Source organism: Pseudoalteromonas sp. P1-25, from assembly GCF_001401805.1.
Taxonomy (GTDB): Bacteria; Pseudomonadota; Gammaproteobacteria; order Enterobacterales; family Alteromonadaceae; genus Pseudoalteromonas.
This window is the reverse complement of sequence record NZ_LKDW01000034.1, coordinates 19,744-43,712: the sequence shown is the minus strand read 5'-3', so window position 1 is coordinate 43,712 and position 23,969 is coordinate 19,744. Positions and strand designations below refer to the sequence as shown.

Here is a 23,969-nt window from a genome sequence, read left to right as displayed (position 1 = left end):
TGAAAGTGGGCGCATAGCTCAGCTGGATAGAGTACCTGGCTACGAACCAGGCGGTCGGAGGTTCGAATCCTCCTGCGCCCACCACTTTCTATTACTACTTAAGTTAATAGAAAAGAAGCCGACATTAAGTCGGTTTTTTTGTGCCTGAATTTTGAGAAAGCTTTCAGCTATCAGCTATCAGTTAAGCCAAGCAAACACCCCTGCTAAAAATTTCAGCGTAGACGTAGAGCTTGCTCACGTTAGAAGCGCAGCGCCTCTTAACCTCTTTGTGAATCATTAGTCTTAAAAAGTAACAGCACAAAGAGAAGTAAAAGAGGAATAAATGAGAAGCCTAAAACCATTCACTGCTCTTTAACTTAAGCTGTGGTATTTTAAACGCCTAGTTTAAAAGGATCTTGCTGTATGTTTAAAGCCGTATTTATCACCTTTGTATTTCTATTTAGCAGCTTATTTAATGTGAGCGCAAAGCAAAGCGAAGCGCAAAATTCCCCCGTTGTTGGCGCTGCTCAATACAAAAATTATTTACCACAATTAAAAAATAAACGTGTTGGGCTTGTGGTAAACCAAACATCACTTGTTGCTAACACCCATTTAGTCGATGCTTTACTCACTAAAAATATAAACATAACTAAAATTTTTGCACCTGAGCATGGCTTTAGGGGCGATCACGATGCCGGTGCCCATGTTAAAAATGCAGTTGATAGCAAAACCGGTATCCCGCTTATTTCTATTTATGGCAAAAACAAAAAGCCAAGCGCCGAAGCCCTTAGCAATGTAGATGTTATTATTTTTGATATTCAAGATGTGGGCGTACGCTTTTATACCTACATAAGTTCTATGCATTACATGATGGAGGCCGCAGCAGAGCAAGGTACTAAATTTATTGTGCTTGATAGGCCAAACCCCAATATTGCCTACGTTGATGGGCCCATACTTGAGCACGAATTTAAATCGTTTGTAGGCATGCACCCAATCCCCGCGTTGCACGGTATGACCGTAGGCGAGCTTGCAAAAATGATCAAAGGCGAAAGCTGGATCAATAAAGCGGCTGATTTAAAGCTGACGGTGATCCCGGTTGATCATTACACGCGCTCAACATCCTATAGTTTACCTGTAAAACCCAGCCCTAACTTACCGAACGATCAATCAATTGCGCTTTACCCGTCGCTGTGCTTTTTTGAGGCAACGCCTATAAGTATTGGCAGAGGCACCGACTTTGCGTTTCAGGTAATTGGCTACTCGCCCGTTGCGCTTGGGGATTTTAGTTTTACACCGCGCTCTATTAAAGGCGCGGCAGCAAACCCTAAATTTAAAAATACCCCTGTAAAAGGGCTCGATTTACGCACAGCAAATACCCACGGGCTTAATTTAAGTTACTTAATAACGGCTTATAATCAATTATCTAAAAATAATATTACCTTTTTTGAACGCGCTGATTTTATGGATAAATTGGCCGGCACTAATAAACTACGTTTAGCTATTGAAGCAGGGCAATCAGAGGCACAAATAAAGCAAAGTTGGCAGCAAGGGCTTGCAGCATTTAAAAAGCAACGCGCGCCATATTTACTGTACAACTAAGGGTTATAAATGGCGTTAGTAATAAACACAACAACAAGCACCTATTTTAAAGCCACCTTATTAGCAATTACGGGTCTTTTACTTGCAGCGTGTAGTAGTAACAAGGCTAATAATTTTAAAGAAAGTGAGCTTAAACAAAGTAAATTAGTAACGCTTCCAAACGCCCAAGTTATTGCCACTTTTCCTGAGGCTAACCCAAGCAGCCGTGAATACGTAAATAACCGTGGCACATTTAAAGCGTACAAAGGGCGAGGGCAGTTATTAATTCAAAATAATAATGCAATAAGCGCCGATATTTTTATAAACAACCAAAAGCTTAATATTACCAACCAACTCGCCGAGAATACTTTATATGAGTATTCGCTCGCAAGGCGCACTCATAATGGGGTTAATACGTTTAAGGTTGAAAATATTAAACCTAAAGGCGCAAGCCTTACCTTACGCTTTGAGTTTCCTACATTAAATACCGCCGCGCAAAGTAATATAGACTTTAGCCAAGTAGATGCCCTTATTGAAAAAGACATACAAGCTGGTTTTCCGGGGGCGGTATTAGCCGTTGTTAAAAGTGGCGAACTCATAAAGCTTAGCGCTTATGGCGATGCCAAACAGTACCAACAAAGTGACTTAATGCTACTACGCCCAGAGCCAATGCAAACACACACCTTGTTTGATTTAGCATCTAATACCAAAATATTTGCCACTAACTTTGCCCTAATGAAACTAGTAAGCGAAGGGCTTTTAAATATAAACAAGCCCGTGCAAAGTTATTTACCCGAATATAAAGGCGATGGCCGCGAGCTGCGTACAGTTAAAGATTTACTCACACATACCGCGGGTTACCCGCCGGTGTTTGATTTTCATCGAAAAAGTACTAAAAATGGCGAGGCGTATTTTTCACAAAATAGCCAAACCACAAAGCAGCTGTTACTGACGCAAGTACCGCTGAGCAATAGATACCCCGCACAAGCCGTTTACTCCGATATTGATTACATGATTTTAGGCGTACTAGTTGAGCGTATAACCGGGCAACCACTTGATGACTACCTAGAGCAACACATTTACGCCCCACTAAAGCTAACCAATACGGTGTTTAACCCACTTAAAAAGGGCTTTAAACGTGCTGAATTTGCAGCCACCGAGCTTCGCGGTAACACCCGTGATGGGCGTATTGCTTTTGATAATATTCGCACCAATGTTTTGCAAGGCGAAGTACACGACGAGCGGGCATTTTATTCGTTTGATGGCGTAGCAGGGCATGCGGGTTTATTTAGTAATGCGCCCGATTTAGCGGTGCTTTGCCAAGTGCTATTAAACCAAGGTGGCTTTGGCAATACCCAGTTATTCAGCGCATCAACCTTAGCGCAGTTTTTAACGCCACAATTAAACAACGAAACCTACGGCCTAGGCTTTAGGCTTGCAGGTAACAACCAAGCCAGGCGTTGGCACTTTGGCCCTTACGCAAGCCCACAAGCGTATGGCCACACTGGTTGGACGGGCACAGTTACGGTTATTGATCCAACCTACGATTTAGCCATTATTTTATTGACCAATGCGCGCCATACACCAATAAAAGGCGGGCAAAAACACTACCAGTTTTTGGGCAAACAATATGAGACCGCGCAATATGGCTCGGTGGTATCGCTTATTTACGAAGCACTACTAAATCAATAAATTATCGTTTAGGTTAAAACGGCCTAAGTGCAGTGCCTTAAGTGATTTATTTGCAGGTGACTTAACTAAGCCAATCCATTAAGCTAAGCGGTTTACAAATTCAGGCCACATTTTTAAAACGGCCTGCAAAATAAGCGTTTCAACGTGAATAAGCGAACGCACTTCGCTATTAATAAAGGTTAATTTATGTCTTGGTATTCTATATTACCGCCGCTCATTGCTATCGCTATCGTATTTTGGCGCAAAGAAGTAATAATGGCACTTTTGGTGGCAGTGGCTTCATCAGAACTTTTACTCGCTATGCAAGGCGAGGGTAATACCTTATTTGCTACATTTTTAAATACCATTGAGCGCATAATATCGGTAGCCAGCTCGCCAGGTAACACCCGCATTTTAATATTTAGTATTATGATTGGTGCCTTACTGGCCTACATTCGCGAATCAGGTGGCGTAGCAGCCACCGTTAATATGCTAATGAACAAAGGCATTGCAAAAAGTAAGCGCCAAGTTGGTTTTTTAACCATGTTTACCGGCATCGCGGTATTTATAGAATCAAACCTAAGTGTATTAACCTCAGGTATTGTATCGCGCGGCTTGTTCGATAAATTTAAAATGAGCCGAGCGCGCCTTGCCTACATTATTGATAGCACCAGTGCGCCGGTATGTATTTTAATATTGCTTAACGGCTGGGGCGCATTTGTGCTGGGTTTACTGGGCAATTACGAGCTAAGCGAATCGGCTGTGTCTATTTTATGGGGTAGCGTAGGGTATAACTTTTACGCCATTATCACGCTAGTTATTGTGTTTTACACCATCGCGTTTGATAAAGTGCACGGCCCAATGAAAGACGCCGAGCAAAAGCTAGAGCTGCAAAAAACCGACCTAAAAGAAGAAGTAAAAGGCTCTAAAGCGCGCTTTATGCTAGTGCCACTGCTTACCCTAATTGTAAGCATGGTAGGCTTTATGTTTTACACTGGTAACGGTGTATTAGCAGAAGGTAGCGGCTCTAAATCGGTATTATACGCAACGGTGCTTGCCATTATTGTTGCCTACATTTTAATGATCAGCTCGCGCCAATTTACCCACCATCAATTAGTAGACACCGGCTTTAAAGGCATGGGCGAGCTATTACCATTGGTAAGCATTGTATTGCTTTCACTTACACTGGGCGCAAGCTTAAAAGAGCTAGGTACCGGCGTATTTGTCGCATCGCTAGTAGGCGATTACCTACCAATTTATTTAATTGTACCTGTGCTGTTTTTAACTGGCGCGGTTATGTCGTTTACTACGGGTACATCGTGGGGCACATTTGCCATACTCATCCCTATTGGCGTACCACTTATTCAAGAGCTTGGCTTACCGCCATCACTTGTAGTGGGTGCTATTTTGGGTGGTGGCATATTTGGCGATCACTGCTCGCCTATATCCGACACCAGCGCCGTATCGGCACTCGCCTCGGGTTGTGATTTACTCACCCACGTTAAAACACAGCTACCGTACGCATTATTTGGCGGCGCACTCACGTTTATAGCGTACTTAGTAACAAGCATAATTGTGTTATAAAAACGTATTGTAAATACTGAGTTTTAATTAATTATAAAATGCCTTAAAAGCCTGCAAATATGCAGGCTTTTTTAGGGCATAAAACAAGGATTGTTAAAATGAAAAATAAAGCTTTTGTCCTTTTTAGTTTTTTATTGTTTTTGAACTCATGCTTTTACCAAGAAAGTGAAACAGAGCAATCTAATAGGTTAGCAAAAACATATCAACTAGATATCCGAGCTGGCGATACTCGTTTATTTTTCCCTGAACAATTTTTAGGAGTTGGAGGCAACCCGCCTACACTTGAAATGCAAAGCACTTCTTTGAAGGATTCTTCAGAGTCACTTGATGGTATTGAAACCGCGTTGGAGGTTTATCCTAAAGGTTTTGTTTCCAAATTTATTAATGCTATTTATATTTCAGGGCCTATGCTTATGGAGGGGGCTGAAGCGGGGGGAACATATTCAAGAAATTCTATAATATTATCAAATATCTCAGATAAGAACGGTACTAACTTCAATTATGAAAATTCGTTACGGGGAGTTCATCACGAGCTTAGTTCTTTAATTTATTTACGCTCCCCTTTTGTTAATCTTGCATGGCAAGGTCTTTTGCCTGAAAGTTGGAGCCCTGCTTCCTCAAACTATGAGGCGTTAACGCAAGATAGAAGTATAGGGCCTGATTATGAAAATGGATTTTTATCTACCTACGGTAAAACTAATATTGAGAACGACTTTAATATTTTCGCCGAATTTGCTTTTTCTGAGCCTGAAAAGCTACGAGACCTTGCAGCTAAGTATCCAACTATAGCTAAAAAGCTGAGTTTATTTATTACTGCGTATACGCAGGTTTTTCCTGAATACCAGCAGGGCTTCGAAGAATATTTCACTAACACGGGTTTAAGTGATGTTGCCGTGGAACCTGGGAATGTAGAAATGACGATTCATTTAGACGTGAGTAGAGTTATGCCACAAACCAACAGATAACGTAATTTGGTGCTGGCCTTACGCTTATAGCGTACTTAGTAACGAGTATAATTGTTTTGTAGGTTAAGTAGAGCGTAGCGAACCCCAACAAAGTTAGTGAATTAAAAGCCTGCAAATCTGCAGGCTTTTTTATAGGTTTACTCTTGAACTTTGAGTTGTTTATTTCCATCAATATACAAGGTATCTCCATCCCAGCCTTGGTAAGTTCTAGGGTTCATATAATCTATAATGGCATTATCTTTTGGGAAGATACTCATTTTTCCTTTGTACGCTATATCTCCGGATACATAATATATTTCACCTAGATATTCATTTGCTTCTAAATTTTTATTCTTTTCTATTAAGACAAATACACCGCCGTCTAAACCACCGACCCAAAATGCTTTATCTGGTACTCGACTAGGCTTATTCGGTATCTCAGGCTCGCTTTGTTGCACATCGCAGGCAGGTACAAATATCAAGGTTAATAATAGGAATAGTATTTTTTTCATTTAAACTCTCCCAAGCCTTCAATCTTCAATGTTTTACTTTTTGGAGCGTAATTTAAATCAATATAAGCCTCTCTAAACTCACCTATATATGAATTTGGCCTAGGATCAAGCATCCACGGTGTTTCTAAACCAGCTTTTTCAACAACCTGTTTGACAAAATGAATACAACTATTTGTAGTTAGGTCATAAGGCTTACGTTTTGGGTTTGTATTTTGTGATTTTCTCAAAAGAGCGTAATCAAGCATCGTCTGATATTTATTTTCAACTTCGATCAAAACTCCATGCACGCGACCCGATTGACCAGATACTTTTGAAATAAAATCTAGAGGTTTTATCAACGAATTAATATCAACTTTTCCGTTGGTTATTTTTGCATCAGGAAGATTAGAAGCTTTGATCACGAGCCCAAGATTATGCGGTGGATCATATCTACCATACTCAAAGTACTTAGTTGTTCCAGTTCTACCATTAATAAACAACACCCCAGCATGACCAAGGTTTGATATCTTTTCCTTGTATTTTGGGATGGAAAAATTATCCCAATCTACCCAGGGCAATACATCTACATTTCTTTTCTGAACTTCAACTGTAATTTTATAATCAGGGAAAACTATAGGTATGACTATATCTTTGTCCATGCTTTATATCCTTTTTGAGCTGTGACACTTTTATGTTTGACACGCAATTCACACTGCGCATTTGCTTGATGCGTTGAACCAAACTTTTATACATTTTATGAAGACTATTTCAGCGGCTCCATCCAGCGAACTTATATTTTACACATTTAACATTAAATATGTACCCATCTTCTCTAATTTATGACGAAAAGCCCACAAGATTTAAATCCATAGAGCTAGCTTTTGAATTTATCCTCTATTTAAGAGTTTGATTTATGACTAGGTTGCACTGAGTGTGATTAAAAGTGTTTTTCATTCAATTAATTTTGCAGAGATAAACTATTAGTTTAATTAAAATTTTATTCAAGTTTTTGTCGCACTGACCTTTACCTAGACTCTCCTAGCGTCACCCGAGTATCACGCTCAATCCTTCAAAACATAGTTGATATGAACGTAAGCGGCGAAGGTAGTCCATCCATGGCCTAATTTCGCCTTATCGCGCATTCATGCGCGATATTACTCATCAATTACTTATTGTCAGGACGTGATGACGGGGCAAGGTGTTAAGCGTTAGATTTTTTTGCTCTCAGTAAGATGCAAAAGCTGACTGTAGACATGTGATGAAATTAAAAAGTGTTTAAACTTTGAGGCATTAATTTCAGCCTTCTTTCAAATGATGTTAGCATGTAAAAAAATTTAATTATCTAACAGCCTATGGACAGTCAAGAATTAAATAAAGACCCATATATAAAACTTTTTTGGGTCACAGTTATAGTATCCATTTTTGCTTTTTTTACATTAAGCACTGTAGCTATAAGTTCAGTAAAAACATATGAAATTTGTTTTTCTTATCAGTGTTTAAATTTCTTTTTTTCTGAAGTAATGTTAGTTCCTCTGACATCCTTAGCTGCTGCACTTCCTATTTGTGCTATATTTTTAACTTTACATAAATCGCAGCAAACTAAAATTCAGATAGTCCAATCGTCAAATCAAAATAAAACAGCTAATTTTTTTATGCACAGGAAAGAGTTTGCTGAGTTGTGTAAAAAAATAGAAGAGAAGTACCCTGTAACTATAAATTGGCAGGAGATATACAACAAAATATTCTTCAATAATATTAACAATGACAAAGTAAACTTAAGTTATGATTCATCTCTATCAGACTATTTTTCTTTGGATGAAAATTGCTTAAAACTATTCGATAGCCTTTCAGAAATGAATGGTGAGGTTGATACTGGCGGTGCAATAGGTTTGCTTCATGAGCTAGATAGGATTGATAGTACTTCAGGTATAAAACTTCAGTTATCAGGCTCAGTCAAAAGATTTTTCTTAAAAGATGAAATGGCAGATATTGGGATTAAGCATTACATGCCATTGAAGTTAGTAAATGGTTCAATAACGCAGACTTGGGAGCTTTATTTCAACATTATGAAAGAGCTAGCTTTCTTTTCAGGTACTACATTCGATTATGAAAAACCTATTAATTCCTTAGGGCGTTACAATTATGTACTTTACCAAAAAGGAAGGATCGTTGAAAACGAAGGTGATTAAGCTTTAAGAAGTAATAGGAATGGTCTGAGAACCCCAGCTTTTTTTTTGACTTTCGCTTTAAAAAGGCTAGATAATCAAATAAAAAGTACTTCGATTTATCGATACATTTTTATGTTACACAAGATAAATGAAACTCGGACAAAACAAGGGATTATCCCCAACACATCTTAGCTCCAACCCCCGCATGCTTAAGCGCTATAATTTGCCCTTTACCGTTATGTGCCATAGCGAGCATATCACCGGTATTTATATTACTTTCTACCGCGTGCCTTCCCTTTAAATCACTTAAGAGCGACTGCTTAATTTGTACCAGTACTTCGTCATTACAGCTGGCTATGTACCAGTCGTTATCGACCTTTACGAGCGTGCCGTATTCTATGTGGCGTTGTTGGTGTAAGCGTAAGTTATTGGCGTGTTGAGTGTCGAGTGCATGTTTTTGCTCGGTAATAGCACTTGTATAACTGCCCGATGGGGTTATTTCGTGGGTTTTAATAATTGGGAAGTCGTGAATGTCTATAGTCTTAAATGAGCTGTTAAGCACGGTTTTTGGCGCGTGGTTAATACCATTGCTGCTATCAAACACAATAAATGCGAACACGCTCAGTGCACAGGCGAGGCTGGCAAGTTGTAGTGTAAAGCCGAACTTTTTAGGCTTTGTGTGCGTGGCTTTATTAAGTAACGCTTTTTGCTGCGAAGCAGTGAGTGTGGTGCGTGCTTTTCGCTCTTTGTAGTGTTGAGTGAGCTTTTGGTCAAACTGCTCATCAGGCTTGTTCATTGTTTGCTCCTAATAAACGTTTAAGGTTTTGTTTGGCATAGCGCAAGCGCGTTTTTACGCTTTCATGGTTGCTTTGGGTTATAAGCGCTATGTCGGTAAGGCTAAAGCCTTCTTGTTGCAAGGTAATGGCTTCGCGTTGTACAAAGCTTAGCTGTTTAAGTGCACTATCGAATGCTTGATAACTTATATTGCTAATGTGATTGCTTTGCTCATTTTGCTGCGCGGGTAGATGAGTGTTTTCGTCAAGCTCTACAAAGCGCTGCTGTTTGCGGTATTCGTCTATGAGTGTGTTGCGCGCGAGTTTAAATAACCAGGCTTTTGGCGTGGTTTGCGCTTGGTAAAGGTGGCGTTTTTCGATTACCTTTAGCCATATTTGTTGGCTTACGTCGTATGCTAAATGTGTATTAGATTGCGTTACTAGGTAGTGATATAAATCGTTACTGTATAAGGCAATAAGCTGCTCTAAGTGACGATTGTCGCCACTTTTTGCGTAGCTTGCCATGCAATCCTTGCTTGGCGTTTCAAATAACCATGACTTAATACTTAGTGGCATAGGCTCATCGCTTTTATTGTTGTAATTTAAAATCGAGCTGTACGGTTTGACCTGTTTGTAATTGTGCCACACCTTCAATTACTTTGGGGCGATATTTCCAGCGTTTAATGGCTCTTATTGCTTCGCGGTCAAAGGTGCGTTTTGGCTCTGCGTTAATCACTACTGGGTTTATTACTTCGCCGGTGGGCGAAATGCTAAAGCTAAGTTGTACCCAGCCTTCAATGCCATCGCGAGCAGCAGATGTTGGGTATTTAGGGTTTATGCGCACTATGGGCGTTGCATCCCCAGTAGGGCGGCTAATGGTGCTATTTATATCATCACCAAAGTCGTCAATAGTGACCGGCATTACTTCGTTTATAGCAATTACAGGGTCGCTCGAGGTATCTATTGGTGGTGCCTTAGGCGGTGTTTTTGGTACCGGCGGTGGCGGCTGTATTTTTGGTTTTTGATTTACTTGTGAATCCTCTGGGACTTGAAAAATCTCCACAATAATATCGCCGCCAGGTTTAATAGGTGCGCGCTGCTCGCCAGATATTAAATATTGCATAAACGCAAAAGCCGCAAAGGTCATTACTACACCGCCAATTACGGCGGTTGATGTTTTTATAAATGCTGAGTTATTAGGTACTTCAAGTGTGTGCATAAGCCGCTCCGAGTAAACTTATTTGGGTTATTTAAAAGCTATAACGGGGGGCAAATCAAAAAGGGGTTAAATAATTTTATAAAAATTGCGGGGTTTAGTTACAATAGCGTTTTGTATTCTTTTACTTATAAATTTTTAGGCTGTTATGCAACTCATACAAATAGATAAAGCACGTTACCGTAAGCATTTAAATCGGGTAATTGTAGGTTGTGCAGCGGGTTTAGCTGTTGGCAGCTTGGCGATATCGCAAACATTAATTGCGCTATTTCCTGATGAAAGCGGGAGCCATTTTCATTGGAATTTAACCGGTGTTGTTATAACTAGTTTGGCGATTGGCTGGCTGTTAAATAAATACCGTACCCATAGTTTTATGACCGAAGTAGTGTACGTGTGGGAGCTAAAACAATCGCTTAATAAAATAACCCGCAAAATGCCAAAACTAAAAGCAGCAGGGCGTGAAGGTAATGCCGATGCACTGTTAGCGATTCATTATAGTTATGCGGGCTCGCGGCTTTTATGGCAGCTTGACGATAACACCATCACCATGGACGAGTTAGCGATAAAACAAGCAGAGCTTGATAGTGTGGCAGCCAAGTATAACCTGACTTTAAATGCCGATGACTATAATGAGTCTATATTAAAACAGTTTTAAGCCTAGGGTGCTAAAGGAGCCTTTATGAAAAAAGTACTGATAGTGTGTTTAGGTAATATTTGCCGCTCGCCAACAGCAGAGGCGGTGTTAAAAGCGCGCGCTAAAAAATTAGGTGTAGAGGTAAAAGTAGACTCGGCAGGGACTATTGGTTATCACGAAGGTAAAACACCAGATAGCCGTTCAATGGCTGCGGGGGAAAAACGCGGTTATAGCTTTAAAGGAATTTTTTCGCGCCCAGTGCGCAGCAGCGATTTTACTGAGTTTGATTTAATTTTAGCAGCCGACACACAAAATTTAGCTGACTTAAAAGCAAAGTGCCCAGCGCATTTACATTACAAGCTGGCATTGTTTTTAGAATACGGCGAGCAAAGCCAAAGCGCCATACCCGACCCATACTACGGCGGCGATGACGGCTTTGAAAATGTGCTCGATTTAATAGAAGCCGCCAGCGATAAAATACTCGCAAAGCTTTGAATAAAACTACCTGAACAAAAAAGACGCGATTTAATACCTTGCGTGTTATCTGGCTATTTTAAAGTCGAGCTGTACTTGTGTACTTGCAACTACAGGTTGGCCGTTTTCAAATTTTGGTGCATAACGCCACTTTTTAAGTGCGCTAAGTGCCGACCTTTCAAACTCTTTACCCCCTTGTGAGCTAACTACCTCTGGGTTTTTAACAAAGCCTGCGGTATCTACGTCAAATTCAACAACCACTATGCCGTCTCGCATTTGGCGCGCTTTGTTTTGTGGGTACTCAGGGTTTTCACGGTATATAGGTGTTTGCTCTTGTGTTTCTTTCCACGGCACCATTTTAGCAATTGCTAAACAATGCTTAGTGGCTTGCTCGCTTTGGCCTGTTTTTTCGTAAAGGTTAACTAGCTTTGAGTGCGCAGTAAGCTCAGCGTTGTGATCAAAGCTTAAGTTGTTATCAAATACCGATACAACATGGTTTAGTCGTTCAATGGCTTCATTGTATTTTTTCTTACCTTGAGCAAATGATGCCATTAAAAAGTCGGCTTTAATGCGCTCTACGGTGTTGTCGTCTAGGTTATTACGGTAGTAGTCATCGGCTTGGTTAAGCAGTGTTTTAGCTTTATGGTATTTTTTATGAGCAAATTTTTTGGCTAGCAATGAGGCTGCTTCAAACTGCATGTCGGCAACAAATTTAGGGTTGTTTTGCGTTTTAGCTATTTTAATTACACGGTCGTAATCGTTATCTGCTTGATAGGCCGAGTCAGTGTTTTCTGCTTTGCCAATTAGCGCATCGATTGTTTCTATTGCATTTTCACCGTGGTTACTTGCCAGTATTGAATAGGCTTGCGAGTACAGCTCGTAACGCATTTCGGTTACATTTTTTTTGCTGCTTATTGTGCGTGGCGCTGTAATTGCTTTGGCATAATTAATAGCAAGGCTTGCGGTGTTATCACTTTTGTCACCATAAAAAGAAAGCCCCGTAGTGTAGGCTAGTTTGGCAGCTTGCTCTATGTTTTCATCTTTTTTTACAGCCGTTAAATAACTTTGGTATGCATCAGAAAAGGCAGCTTTTTCATCGTTTACTTGGCTTGCTTTGGTCTGGCTTACAAAAGCCGTAAAGGTTAATCCTATTATTAAGGCGAGGTGTTGTGCTTTCATAATAATCCCTATTAGTGTTCAATCTAGAAACAAAATACCACAAGTGAGAATGGTAGTCATTATTGTTTATGCGCTTTGCTTTTACATTAATAAGCTCAAAACACAATTGTGAAGTAAATTTAAAATAGCAAAGCAGAGTTTGATTGTCACCTTTTTAGGTAAGTGCTGTAGCTGTTCAAGGCTGTACTTTTATTACGAGTAAATATTGAAAACAGTGGCTGCCGTCGCCATATATTTGCCATAAACTATGTTGTACTACGATCTAAATTTAAACGTTTGTGATATTATCACCTCATGGTGTCGTAGTTATTTAATTATTTGGATTTGTCGTGGCGCAAGTAAGAGCAAGAGCCCAGCTAAATGTTGGCAAAAATAGTGATATTCCCGCAGAGATAGTGTCTTTTAGTGGCTTAAAAGACGGCCAAGAACACGTTGCATTCGTGTTTAACAATGCCGACTCACAGCAGTCTGTGCCGCTTATTCGCATGCACTCTGAATGTTTAACCGGTGATGTGTTTCATTCATCGCGTTGCGATTGCGGCGAGCAGCTAAATGAGTGTATTGAAATGATGCACGAACAAGGCGGCGTGTTATTGTATTTGCGCCAAGAAGGCCGTGGCATTGGTTTATATAATAAAATTGACGCTTACGTACTGCAATCACAAGGTATGAACACCTACGAGGCTAACAATCACTTAGGCTTTGCCGATGACTTGCGTGATTTTTCGGATGCGGTATTAATGCTTAACGCACTTAATTTAAACCACGTTAAATTAATGACCAATAATCCTAAAAAGCTTAATGCATTAAAAGATGCTGGCATTGAAGTAGACACGGTTATTGGCACCCATGCGCACATTAAAGCAGGGCTTACAGGTAACAAAGCGTACCTAGAAACCAAAATTAAACACGGCGCGCATATGTTAGATATTAAAAAAATTAAAAAACCTTAACTATTTAATCATGTAGTGTCTGTTAATCCCCCCACACGCCAAGTTATACTTGGCGTGTTTTGTTTAATCTAAGAGCCAGTATGTCTAACGAGTTACGAATTTTTAAAGCCGATGCCGGGCTAAAGTGGTTTAAAGCCGGTTGGCATATTTTTAAAACCCAGCCATTTACCTTTGTAGTGATGCATTTATTAATAGGCATAGTGGGCTTACTGTCGTTATTTTTACCTTTACTGCAAGTTGTAGCAGCTATTGCTACGCCTTTTTTAACCGCCGGTTTTTACCAAGCGGTACTTAGCAAGCAGCAAGGCGGTAAAATTATGCTGGCCGACATACTTAAACCTTTTAGCGCAAAAGGTAACCGTTTAGGGCTGCTACGTTTAGCGCTTTACCAAATGGGAGCGGGTATTTTAATGGCCTTGTTAGCCAATAGCTTATTTGCTGATGCCGTGGCTATTATGAGCCAAGAGGGGCTTGATCCTAACATTGCGCTTGAGCAAACCTTAAATAGTATTTCGAGCGCAAGTGTAGTGCTATTTTTAGTGGCAATGGCGGTGTATTTAATGGCGTTTGCTTACGCGGTACCGCTGATTTATTTTAGTAAAGAAAAACGCATTTTAACGGCGCTTAAAAATTCGTTACTGGTTTTTTATCATAACCTGTTCGCATTGAGTGTTTTTGGTATTATTTGTGCGTTATTTATGGCGCTTTCTATGTTCTTATCGTTCTTACCGCTGTTGATTTTAATGCCAATTTGCTACATTAGTTTCTTTGTATCTTATCAGGCTATTTTTATGCCAGTTGTACCGCCAAGTGACGATAGTAATGTTAAACCACTTAGCAGTGAACAAAGCGGGCGCTTTGACGCTTAATGGATGATAAGTTAAAACAAAAACTTAAAAACTATGTACTGTGGTTACTTGGGCGCCAAGAGTATTCGCGCCGCGAGTTAACCTTTAAGCTTCAACAAAAAGAAGCCAGCGATGAGTTTATAGAAACCCTGCTTAATTGGTGCGAAGAGCACAATTTTATTAACGAGCAACGCTATTGCGAAGGGTTTGTTAGAAAACACATTTTTAAAGGCCATGGCTTAAAGCGCATTCAAAGCGAAGCCATAGGCAAAGGGATTGACCGTTCACTACTTGAAAGAGTGGTTGAAGAGCTTGAAATAGACTGGTTTGAGCTTGCGCAGGAAGCGTACAACAAAAAGTATTCCACTACACCGGCAAACCTCGAGTATAAAGATAAGGCCAAGCGCGTGCGCTACTTAATGTACCGAGGATTTAGCTACGATGAAATTGATTTTGCAATGCAAGCACAGTAAATACAGGTGAGATTTTCACATGCAGCACATGACTACGGCACAACTTAGGCAACAGTTTTTAGACTTTTTTGCCAGCAAACAGCACCAAATTGTCCAATCGGCTTCACTTATTCCGGGTAACGATGCCACGTTGTTATTTAACAATGCCGGCATGGTTCCTTTTAAAGATGTGTTTTTAGGCGCCGAAACTCGCCCTTACACGCGTGCTACAAGTGCACAGCGTTGTGTGCGTGCAGGTGGTAAACATAACGATTTAGAAAACGTAGGTTACACAGCACGTCACCATACATTTTTTGAAATGCTAGGTAACTTTAGTTTTGGCGATTACTTTAAACAAGACGCTATTAAGTTTGCGTGGGAGTTTTTAACAGAGGTTGTTAAATTACCACAAGAAAAATTACTTGTTACTATTTACCACGACGATGAAGATGCATTTGGCTTTTGGCACAACGATATTGGCCTAAGCGAAGATCGTATTATTCGTATTGCTACCTCAGATAACTTTTGGTCAATGGGTGATACTGGCCCGTGTGGCCCATGTTCTGAAATATTTTACGATCACGGTGAGCACATTTGGGGTGGTCCTCCGGGCTCGCCTGAAGAAGATGGCGACCGCTTTATCGAAATTTGGAACCTAGTATTTATGCAGTACAACCGTCAAAGCGACGGGACTATGGAGCCGCTGCCTAAACAATCTGTTGATACAGGTATGGGCCTTGAGCGTATTGCTGCCATTTTACAAGGCGTGCATTCAAACTACGAAATCGACTTGTTTCAAGGCTTAATTGCAGCTGCGGCAAGCGTAACTAACGCACAAGACATGAACGATAAGTCACTACGTGTAGTGGCGGATCATATTCGTTCGTGTGCGTTTTTAATTTCTGATGGTGTTATGCCATCAAACGAAGGCCGTGGTTATGTACTTCGTCGTATTATTCGCCGTGCTGTTCGCCATGGTAACAAGCTTGGTGCACAAGGCGCGTTTTTCTACAAATTAGTAGCTGCGCTTATTGAGCAAATGGGTCAAGCCTATCCAGAGCTTGCAAAGCAGCAAGAGATTATCGAAAAAGTACTACGCATCGAAGAAGAGCAATTTGGTAAAACCCTTGAGCGTGGCTTAGCTATTTTAGAAGAAAGCCTAAGCGAGCTTAAAGGCGATGTTATTCCTGGTGACTTAGTATTTAAGCTATACGACACCTATGGTTTCCCGGCTGACTTAACAGCCGATGTAGCCCGTGAGCGCCAAATGACAATAGACCATGCAGGCTTTGAAGAGTGCATGGCTGTACAGCGTAAAACAGCGCAGCAAGCGGGTAAATTTGGTGCCGATTACAACGAGCAGTTAAAATCAGAAAAACACACTGAGTTTAAAGGCTACGACAGCACACATCACAGCGCGACAGTAATAGAAGTGTTTTCAAATGGTGAATCGGTTTCTATTTTAGAAGACGGCCAACAAGGCATTGTTGTACTTAACCACACGCCATTTTATGCAGAATCGGGTGGCCAAACAGGCGATACTGGTACCATTACTGTTGCTGGTGGCGAGTTTAGCGTGACTAATACCACTAAATTGGGTAATGCGTTTGCCCACCACGGTAGCGTACAAGGGCGCATTGCGGTTAACGATAAAGTAGATGCCACTATTGATGATGCACGCCGTGAACGTATCAAGAAAAATCACACAGCTACACATATTTTACACGAAGCACTGCGCCAATTATTAGGTGAGCACGTAAGCCAAAAAGGCTCGCTGGTTGAGCCTGATCGTTTACGTTTTGACTTCTCGCACTTTGAAGCGGTAACTAAAGAAGAGCTACGTGAAATTGAGCGTGTAGTTAACGATGAAATTCGTCGTAACTTTGCCTTGAACACTGAGCTAATGGCGATTGATGACGCTAAAGCAAAAGGAGCAATGGCGCTGTTTGGTGAAAAGTACGACGATGAAGTACGCGTAGTCACCATTGGCGATTACTCAATTGAACTGTGTGGCGGTACGCACGTAGAGCGCGCTGGTGATATTGGCTTATTTAAAATCGTATCTGAAAGCGGTATTGCTGCGGGCGTACGCCGTATTGAAGCAGTAACCGGCGCAGATGCAGTAGCCTATGTGAGCGAGCAAGAAAAACAGCTTAACGATGTAGCGGCGCTAGTAAAAGGTGATAGCGCATCGGTACTTGAAAAAGTAACTGCGCTTCTTGAAAAGTCTAAAGGCCTTGAAAAGCAAATTGCACAGCTTAACGATAAGCTAGCCAGTGCAGCAGGTGCGTCTTTACTTGATTCGATTGTTGAAATTAATGGCGTTAAGCTACTTGTGGCAAACGTTGAAGGGACTGAATCTAAAGCGCTTCGTGGCATGGTTGATGACCTTAAAAACAAGATTGGTTCAGGTGTTATTGCTCTAGGTGTTGCCAGCGGTGAAAAAGTGAGCCTAATTGCCGGTGTAACAAAAGATTTAACCGGTAAAGTTAAAGCCGGTGAGCTTGTAAACCACATGGCCGGCCAAGTTGGCGGTAAAGGGGGCGGTCGTCCTGATATGGCACAAGCGGGTGGCTCTCAGCCTGAAAACTTAAACGCTGCGCTTGAGAGCGTGACTGCCTGGGTAAGCGAGAAAGTTTAAGCTTACGTGGCACTTATTGTCCAAAAGTTTGGCGGCACTTCGGTTGGCTCTATTGAGCGAATAGAAGCGGTCGCCGACCTTGTTGTTAAAACGAAGCAGCAAGGGCATCAAGTGGTTGTGGTTCTGTCGGCCATGTCGGGAGAAACCAACCGCTTAATTAATCTCGCCAAGCAAATAGATACTCGCCCGAGTAGCCGTGAACTAGACGTACTAATAAGCACCGGAGAGCAGGTTTCTGTTTCGCTCCTTGCTATGGCTATTATAAAGCGTGGCCATTCAGCTGTAAGCCTACTAGCCGACCAGGTTAATATTCAAACCGATAACATGTTTGGTAAAGCCCGTATTGAAGAGGTGGCTGCGACGCGTTTAAAGCATGAGCTTGAGCATAATCGAATTGCGATTATTGCCGGTTTTCAGGGGCGCGATGTAGAGGGGAATATTACAACCCTTGGACGCGGCGGCACCGATACCTCTGCGGTAGAAATAGCCGCGGCAATAAAAGCCGATGAATGTCAGATCTATACCGACGTTGATGGCGTATACACTACAGATCCTCGTGTAGAACCAAACGCGCAGCGAATGCACCATGTAACGTTTGCCGAAATGCTAGAGCTGGCAAGCTTAGGCGCAAAAGTATTGCATATTCGTGCTGTTGAGTCGGCAGGCATGCATAAAATGCCGCTAAGGGTGCTTTCGAGTTTTGAGCCCGATGAAGGAACGCTAATAAGTTTTGAGGAGAGCGATATGCCAACTAAGGTTGTGTCGGGGATTGCATTTAATCGTGACGAATGCTTGATAAAGGTACATGGAGTACCATACTGTGTTCATTCTCTTACAAAAATTTTGAAACTTTTTGCAGAAAATGGCATCGAAATAGATATGATTAGTCAAGTTAATCATAACTTTGAAAAAATAGACTATGCTTTTACTGTGCATTCAAATGACTATTTGCAAGCACACGATTTACTTTCTCAACAACAGGTAAATCTGCAGGCTGATAGCATTTCTAGTGATACAACAGTTGCAAAAGTGTCGGCTGTTGGCATAGGAATGAAGTCTCACAGTGGTGTAGCGCATCAATTTTTTGATGCATTGGCGCAAGAAGGCATACACATAGCTTTAATATCGACATCTGAAACCAAGGTATCGGTTTTAATTGATGAGAAGTACTTAGAGCTAGCAGTAAGAGCGTTACACTCAGAATTTTTAACAGAAAATGGATAGTTTGGGAGTTTTTACTTACTTTTCAATCAATTTTTCATTAAAATGGTCAAGCGGAATCTTATAATTTATTGGAACATGGGAGCAAGAGAATGCTAATACTAACTCGTAGAGTAGGTGAAACCCTAATGATTGGTGACGAAGTAACTGTTACTGTATTAGGTGTTAAAGGAAATCAAGTTCGAATTGGTGTTAACGCACCTAAAGACGTTTCAGTGCATCGTGAAGAAATTTACATGCGTATACAAGCTGAAAAGTCTAATCCTAATCCGGGCAATGCTTAATCAACACGTATACTTAGCTGAGTAATGCACTTAGCTATACCAAAAGCCACTCACTGAGTGGCTTTTTTGTTTATAAAGTTGCGCATCTCTTCGGTTAATACACTGCTAGAAATATATTGCATACCTTTATTATGCTGTACTAGGTAACCGTGGTTGGTTTTAATAATGCGGGTTATTTCTGCCCACTTAAATGTATGGCTTTTATAGTGGTTCTCGGTGCTGATAGCGTCATCGGTAAACATGAGGGTAACAGTCGATCCCGAAGCACGGCTAAGCATTTGGCGCGTAACCCACCAAGGCCTACGGTAATAAAAGGCAACGCATTCTAAAACACCCAGCATTATTAAAAATGACCCTAGGTAGTGATCGTCCATAACGTAAATACTAATTAAACCTAAGCACACCAGCAATGCCAGCAAAAAGTATTTTGGCTTTGCTGCTTTACTATAAGAGTGGGACTCGTCAAAGCATTCGTAGTAGTAGGGTTTATCGAGTGTGTAAGTGGTGGTGAGTGCCATAATTGCTAATAAATAATAGTTTTCGCTATTTTAGCAAGCTAGTGTAAAAATCACACCCGTTAATATTGGCTATATACTTAAAGAGGTAGAAGCAGCTTTTTGTTTACGCATAAAAAAACGGCTTATTAAAAGCCGTTTTTTTATGTTACCAAGCAGATTAACAGTTAGTTTCTTCTGCGTTAACGCCTTCTTTTACATTTTCACATGCATCTTCAACAGAGTTTTGCACGTCAGTTACTGCTTCATCAATACGCTCACCTGCTTCTTCTGCGTGGTTGTCTTCACAGCCCATCATAAAGAAACCTGCAAATACCGCGATTAGTGCTGCTTTTAAAGTTGTAGAGTTCATAATGTAATTCCTTGTATGTGTTAATTAATTAGTGTTTTAAGTATGTTAGTAGCTACCTGGGCGATTTACCGCGCAGCGCACCTGATACTAAAGAAATCACTAAAAGTACTAAAAAGATAAAGAATATAATTTTTGCTATACCAGCTGCGGCACCTGCGATACCACCAAAACCTAACACTGCAGCGATTAAAGCAATAACTAAAAATGTAATTGTCCAGCGTAACATTGTTTTCTCCTTGGTTATCAAATTCGTTCGAAAGTAATAATGCCAGTTGCGTGCCAGAGTTTAATTTTGTTATTTTTCAGTGTGTTATAGTTTTTTGAGCGAGGGTTATAAATTTAGGATTGGTAAGTTTTACGTTTAACGATGTAACTTATTCACACTATTGTAAAGAGAGTAAAAAAATAAATATTTTATATATGCTGCCTCTTGCTTTCTTGGTAAGACCAATTTACATTTTTAACCACAGTAGGTTTTCCGCTGTTATTTAACTTACTATTTTTTATGACTTTTAAGTTGTTTTGGGTTTAACCATATAATCTTTGCCTATAACGGTTATTTATATCATCTATATCTAAGCTAATTTTACCCTTTATTAGCTATGTTAACTATTGTGACTGTATGTTAGTTTAATTTTAATTGGTTTTACCAATTGACAGGTGGTGGACAAAGTTAAAAGTTTTGTTATCATTCGGTGAATAATTATTTAAATAAAGCGATTTTTTATATCGCTATATAGTGCAGGGGGAGAAAAATGGATATAGGAGCTGTACTCACAACCGCAGGTAGCTTGATGCTAACCGGCATGGTGGGTGTGTTTATATTTCTTTCAATATTGATTGGTGCTGTAACACTTATGTCTAACTTGGTCGCTCGTTTTGATGTGGCTGAAGTTGCAATACCGGTTAAATCACCATCTTTAAAATCTCAAGGTGTGCCAAGCGAGCACATCGCTGCTATTAGTGCTGCCATTGCTCAGTACAAATCAAATAATAAATAAGAGGCACACATGGCTAAATTAAAATTAACAGAGCTTGTTTTACGCGATGCTCATCAGTCTTTACTTGCAACTCGTATGCGCTTAGATGACATGCTACCTATTGCTAGTAAGCTTGATGATGCCGGTTATTGGTCTATTGAGTCGTGGGGCGGCGCTACATTTGACTCGTGTATTCGTTATTTAGGTGAAGATCCGTGGGAGCGTATTCGTGCCCTTAAAAAAGCAATGCCCAATACTAAACAGCAAATGCTATTACGCGGACAAAATTTATTGGGTTACCGCCACTACGCCGATGACGTGGTAGAAAAGTTTGTAGAGCGAGCTCACAAAAATGGTGTAGATGTATTTCGTATTTTTGACGCCATGAACGATGTACGTAACTTAGAAACTGCAATTAAAGCGGCTGTAAAAGTAGGTGCTCACGCGCAAGGTACTATTTCTTATACTGTAAGCCCAGTGCATACGCTTGATATGTGGTTAACCCTTGCAAAACAGCTAGAAGATTTAGGTTGTCACTCTATTTGTATTAAAGATATGGCGGGCTTATTAAAACCATATGATGCTGAGCAACTTATTAAAGGTCTTAAAGAAACGGTCTCAATCCCTATTGCTATGCAGTGCCATGCAACCACCGGTTTAAGTACAGCGACGTATCAAAAAGCCATCGATGCGGGCATTGATATGCTTGATACCGCTATTTCTTCAATGAGTATGACTTATGGTCATTCAGCGACAGAAACCATAGTGGCAATTGTTGAGGGAACCGCACGCGATACTGAATTAGATTTAAACCAGCTAGAAGAAATAGCCGCTTACTTTAGAGATGTACGTAAAAAGTACGCTGCCTTTGAGGGGAGCCTTAAAGGTGTTGATGGCCGTATTTTACTCGCGCAGGTACCTGGTGGCATGTTAACCAACATGGAAAACCAACTTAAAGAACAAGGCGCAGCAGATAAGCTAAATGAAGTATTACTTGAAATTCCGCGCGTGCGTGAAGATTTAGGTTTTATCCCGTTAGTTACTCCAACATCGCAAATTGTAGGCACACAAGCAGTACTAAATGTGCTTACGGGTGAGCGTTATAAAACAATTACCAAAGAAACCGCTGGTGTTTTAAAAGGCGAATATGGTTTAACACCCGCACCTATGAACAAAGAGCTGCAAGAGCGAGTGCTTGATGGTCAGGATGTAATTACGTGTCGCCCTGCTGATAATATTGCCCCTGAACTTGCATCACTTGAAGCCGAGCTACAAAAAGAAGCGCAAGAGCAAGGTTTAACACTTGCTGATGAGCAAATAGATGATGTGCTTACCTATGCATTATTCCCACAGGTTGGCCTTAAGTTTATTAAAAACCGTAACAACCCAGATGCCTTTGAAGCCGCGCCAAGCGCCGATGACACTAACGCTAAGCCTGCTGCAAAACCTGCAAGTAACAAAGGTGTTAGCGCTGAGCAATACAGCGTTAAAGTAGACGGTAAAGTGTATGATGTCGTGGTTGCGCAAGGTGGTGAGCTTAAAGAGGTAACGCTTAAAGATTCTGAGCATTTACCACAATCTGCATCGGTTGCATCAGGTGAAACACTGAATGCCCCACTAGCAGGTAATATTTTTAAAGTAAAAGTAAAAGCAGGCCAAGCCGTAAACGAAGGCGATGTGGTTGTTATTATGGAAGCAATGAAAATGGAAACCGAAGTTCGTGCAATGCACTCAGGTACTGTGGCTGAGGTCTTAGTATCTGAAGGTGATGCTGTGACAACGGGCGATGCAATTATAGCGATGGCGTAGGAGTAGCTTTAATGGAAGGTCTTTTAAACCTTTGGCATGCTACCGGCATTGCTAACTTTACGTTTCCTGGCTTGATAATGATTGCAGTAGGCTGTTTATTATTGTTTTTAGCAATATCTAAAAACTTTGAGCCACTGCTTTTATTGCCAATTGGCTTTGGCGCGATATTAACTAATATTCCTGTTGCAGGGCTATCAGAGCCAGGTGGACTTTTGCACTCGGTTTACTATGTGGGTATTGATACCGGTATTTTTCCGCTATTAATATTTATGGGGGTTGGCGCGCTGACTGACTTTAGTGCACTAATAGCAAATCCTCGCATGTTGTTACTAGGAGCGGCAGCTCAGTTTGGTATTTTTGCGACCTTATTTGGCGCAATTTTACTTAACTTTATTCCGGGGTTTGAGTTTACACTTCAAGATGCATCGGCTATTGCGATTATTGGTGGTGCTGATGGTCCAACGGCGATATTTTTAGCATCAAAGCTTGCTCCTGATTTGCTAGGTGCAATAGCAGTAGCTGCCTATTCATATATGGCACTTGTGCCAATTATTCAGCCACCAATTATGCGCGCATTAACTACACCTGATGAGCGTGCTATTAAAATGCCAGAGCTGCGCAAAGTATCTAAAAAAGAGAAAATAGTATTTCCTTTAATGGTACTGAGCTTAACCGCTATGTTTTTACCAGCGGCTATTCCCTTAGTAGGCATGTTCTGTTTAGGTAATTTAATGCGTGAGTCAGGTGTAGTAGATAGGCTGAGTAACAGTGCCCAAAACGAAATTATTAATATAACCACGATATTTTTAGGGTTGGCGGTTGGCTCTAAGCTTGCTGCAGATGACTTTTTAACAGTAGAAACCATTGGTATTTTAGTACTGGGTGCGCTTGCTTTTGCTATTGGTACAGCATCGGGTGTGTTTATGGCAAAAGGCCTTAACAAACTCTCTAAAACACCTATTAACCCTCTAATTGGTGCTGCGGGTGTATCGGCAGTACCGATGGCGGCGCGTGTAGTGAACAAAGTTGGGCTTGAGAATAACCCACATAACTTTTTACTTATGCATGCTATGGGGCCAAACGTAGCTGGGGTGCTAGGAAGTGCCGTAGCCGCAGGTATATTACTGGCGCTTGTTGGCTAGTATTTAGGATTTAATCCAACCGATTAGCGCAGTTTACTGCGCTTTTTTTATGCCTATAAAACTGCACGTATTAAAGTTTGT

At 40.8% G+C, this 23,969-nt stretch carries 25 protein-coding genes and 1 tRNA gene; 17 read left to right on the top strand and 9 right to left on the bottom strand.

Annotated features, from left to right (window positions below):
* Window positions 1–7 precede the first annotated feature (7 nt).
* The 5 genes from AN393_RS16815 to AN393_RS16795 all read left to right on the top strand — a co-directional run bounded on the left by AN393_RS16815 (window position 8) and on the right by AN393_RS16795 (window position 5,777).
* Window positions 8–84 (top strand) — tRNA-Arg (locus AN393_RS16815).
* A 318-nt stretch (window positions 85–402) separates the two neighbouring features.
* On the top strand, window positions 403–1,578 hold the full coding sequence (locus AN393_RS16810) for an exo-beta-N-acetylmuramidase NamZ domain-containing protein (protein ID WP_055018697.1): 1,176 nt from the start codon (window positions 403–405) through the stop codon (window positions 1,576–1,578).
* Window positions 1,579–1,587: 9 nt separating this feature from the next.
* Complete coding sequence (gene pbp4b / locus AN393_RS16805; RefSeq protein WP_055018696.1) at window positions 1,588–3,249, top strand: penicillin binding protein PBP4B; 1,662 nt, start codon at window positions 1,588–1,590, stop codon at window positions 3,247–3,249.
* A gap of 186 nt (window positions 3,250–3,435) precedes the next feature.
* Window positions 3,436–4,812 (top strand): Na+/H+ antiporter NhaC family protein, encoded by a 1,377-nt coding sequence (locus tag AN393_RS16800; RefSeq protein ID WP_055018695.1) that lies wholly within the window; start codon window positions 3,436–3,438, stop codon window positions 4,810–4,812.
* Window positions 4,813–4,910: 98 nt separating this feature from the next.
* Window positions 4,911–5,777 (top strand): hypothetical protein, encoded by an 867-nt coding sequence (locus tag AN393_RS16795; protein ID WP_055018698.1) that lies wholly within the window; start codon window positions 4,911–4,913, stop codon window positions 5,775–5,777.
* Between the two features lie 137 nt (window positions 5,778–5,914).
* Here the strand turns inward: AN393_RS16795 and AN393_RS16790 are convergent, their stop codons facing one another.
* Both AN393_RS16790 and AN393_RS16785 read right to left on the bottom strand, forming a co-directional pair.
* A complete protein-coding gene (locus AN393_RS16790) occupies window positions 5,915–6,268 on the bottom strand; it encodes a hypothetical protein (protein ID WP_055018694.1) in 354 nt (117 codons plus the stop codon).
* Complete coding sequence (locus AN393_RS16785; RefSeq protein WP_055018693.1) at window positions 6,265–6,906, bottom strand: hypothetical protein; 642 nt, start codon at window positions 6,904–6,906, stop codon at window positions 6,265–6,267. The genes AN393_RS16790 and AN393_RS16785 overlap by 4 nt, the downstream gene beginning before the upstream one ends.
* 693 nt (window positions 6,907–7,599) lie before the next feature.
* Here AN393_RS16785 and AN393_RS16780 point away from each other — a divergent pair.
* The gene (locus AN393_RS16780) at window positions 7,600–8,436 is read left to right on the top strand and encodes a hypothetical protein (protein ID WP_055018692.1); all 837 of its coding nucleotides are present in this window, start codon (window positions 7,600–7,602) and stop codon (window positions 8,434–8,436) included.
* Between the two features lie 151 nt (window positions 8,437–8,587).
* Here AN393_RS16780 and AN393_RS16775 read toward each other — a convergent pair whose 3' ends face one another.
* The 3 genes from AN393_RS16775 to AN393_RS16765 are packed head-to-tail and all read right to left on the bottom strand — an operon-like array spanning window position 8,588 to window position 10,407.
* Window positions 8,588–9,211, bottom strand: a complete 624-nt coding sequence (locus AN393_RS16775) for a hypothetical protein (protein WP_055018691.1) — start codon at window positions 9,209–9,211, stop codon at window positions 8,588–8,590.
* Complete coding sequence (locus AN393_RS16770) at window positions 9,198–9,764, bottom strand: sigma-70 family RNA polymerase sigma factor (RefSeq protein WP_055018690.1); 567 nt, start codon at window positions 9,762–9,764, stop codon at window positions 9,198–9,200. The genes AN393_RS16775 and AN393_RS16770 overlap by 14 nt, the downstream gene beginning before the upstream one ends.
* A gap of 13 nt (window positions 9,765–9,777) precedes the next feature.
* Window positions 9,778–10,407 (bottom strand): energy transducer TonB, encoded by a 630-nt coding sequence (locus tag AN393_RS16765; protein ID WP_055018689.1) that lies wholly within the window; start codon window positions 10,405–10,407, stop codon window positions 9,778–9,780.
* A 145-nt stretch (window positions 10,408–10,552) separates the two neighbouring features.
* Between AN393_RS16765 and AN393_RS16760 the strand changes: the two genes are divergently transcribed.
* Window positions 10,553–11,059 (top strand): DUF3087 domain-containing protein, encoded by a 507-nt coding sequence (locus AN393_RS16760; RefSeq protein ID WP_055018688.1) that lies wholly within the window; start codon window positions 10,553–10,555, stop codon window positions 11,057–11,059.
* 24 nt (window positions 11,060–11,083) lie between these two features.
* On the top strand, window positions 11,084–11,533 hold the full coding sequence (locus AN393_RS16755) for a low molecular weight protein-tyrosine-phosphatase (protein WP_055016557.1): 450 nt from the start codon (window positions 11,084–11,086) through the stop codon (window positions 11,531–11,533).
* Between the two features lie 45 nt (window positions 11,534–11,578).
* On the opposite strand, the gene AN393_RS16750 is transcribed toward AN393_RS16755, so the two are convergent.
* Window positions 11,579–12,691: a TonB family protein gene (locus AN393_RS16750; RefSeq protein WP_055018687.1), complete on the bottom strand. Its 1,113-nt coding sequence runs from the start codon at window positions 12,689–12,691 to the stop codon at window positions 11,579–11,581.
* A gap of 329 nt (window positions 12,692–13,020) precedes the next feature.
* On the opposite strand from AN393_RS16750, the gene ribA reads away from it, so the two are divergent.
* The 6 genes from ribA to csrA all read left to right on the top strand — a co-directional run bounded on the left by ribA (window position 13,021) and on the right by csrA (window position 19,090).
* Complete coding sequence (gene ribA, locus AN393_RS16745) at window positions 13,021–13,644, top strand: GTP cyclohydrolase II (protein WP_055016555.1); 624 nt, start codon at window positions 13,021–13,023, stop codon at window positions 13,642–13,644.
* Between the two features lie 80 nt (window positions 13,645–13,724).
* Entirely contained in the window at window positions 13,725–14,513 is a 789-nt protein-coding gene (locus AN393_RS16740; RefSeq protein WP_055018686.1) for a BPSS1780 family membrane protein, read from the top strand.
* Entirely contained in the window at window positions 14,513–14,965 is a 453-nt protein-coding gene (locus AN393_RS16735; RefSeq protein WP_055016553.1) for a regulatory protein RecX, read from the top strand. The genes AN393_RS16740 and AN393_RS16735 overlap by 1 nt, the downstream gene beginning before the upstream one ends.
* Before the next feature lie 19 nt (window positions 14,966–14,984).
* Window positions 14,985–17,585 (top strand): alanine--tRNA ligase, encoded by a 2,601-nt coding sequence (gene alaS / locus AN393_RS16730; protein ID WP_055018685.1) that lies wholly within the window; start codon window positions 14,985–14,987, stop codon window positions 17,583–17,585.
* 6 nt (window positions 17,586–17,591) lie between these two features.
* Complete coding sequence (locus AN393_RS16725; protein WP_055018684.1) at window positions 17,592–18,809, top strand: aspartate kinase; 1,218 nt, start codon at window positions 17,592–17,594, stop codon at window positions 18,807–18,809.
* A gap of 89 nt (window positions 18,810–18,898) precedes the next feature.
* Window positions 18,899–19,090 (top strand): carbon storage regulator CsrA, encoded by a 192-nt coding sequence (gene csrA, locus AN393_RS16720; RefSeq protein WP_004587515.1) that lies wholly within the window; start codon window positions 18,899–18,901, stop codon window positions 19,088–19,090.
* A gap of 50 nt (window positions 19,091–19,140) precedes the next feature.
* Here the strand turns inward: csrA and AN393_RS16715 are convergent, their stop codons facing one another.
* The 3 genes from AN393_RS16715 to AN393_RS20120 form a co-directional block, all read right to left on the bottom strand.
* Window positions 19,141–19,608, bottom strand: a complete 468-nt coding sequence (locus tag AN393_RS16715; RefSeq protein ID WP_055018683.1) for a YcxB family protein — start codon at window positions 19,606–19,608, stop codon at window positions 19,141–19,143.
* Window positions 19,609–19,765: 157 nt separating this feature from the next.
* Window positions 19,766–19,957, bottom strand: coding sequence for a hypothetical protein (locus tag AN393_RS16710; protein ID WP_004587517.1), 192 nt, complete (start codon window positions 19,955–19,957; stop codon window positions 19,766–19,768).
* A gap of 52 nt (window positions 19,958–20,009) precedes the next feature.
* Window positions 20,010–20,183: a DUF1328 domain-containing protein gene (locus tag AN393_RS20120; protein WP_002961939.1), complete on the bottom strand. Its 174-nt coding sequence runs from the start codon at window positions 20,181–20,183 to the stop codon at window positions 20,010–20,012.
* 529 nt (window positions 20,184–20,712) lie between these two features.
* Between AN393_RS20120 and AN393_RS16705 the strand changes: the two genes are divergently transcribed.
* Genes AN393_RS16705 through AN393_RS16695 form a run of 3 tightly spaced genes read left to right on the top strand, consistent with a single transcriptional unit; the run spans window position 20,713 to window position 23,888 of the window.
* Window positions 20,713–20,958, top strand: a complete 246-nt coding sequence (locus tag AN393_RS16705) for an OadG family protein (protein ID WP_055018682.1) — start codon at window positions 20,713–20,715, stop codon at window positions 20,956–20,958.
* Window positions 20,959–20,967: 9 nt separating this feature from the next.
* Window positions 20,968–22,746, top strand: a complete 1,779-nt coding sequence (gene oadA / locus AN393_RS16700; protein ID WP_055016548.1) for a sodium-extruding oxaloacetate decarboxylase subunit alpha — start codon at window positions 20,968–20,970, stop codon at window positions 22,744–22,746.
* Between the two features lie 11 nt (window positions 22,747–22,757).
* The gene (locus AN393_RS16695) at window positions 22,758–23,888 is read left to right on the top strand and encodes a sodium ion-translocating decarboxylase subunit beta (protein WP_055016547.1); all 1,131 of its coding nucleotides are present in this window, start codon (window positions 22,758–22,760) and stop codon (window positions 23,886–23,888) included.
* The last annotated feature ends 81 nt before the right edge of the window (window positions 23,889–23,969 follow it).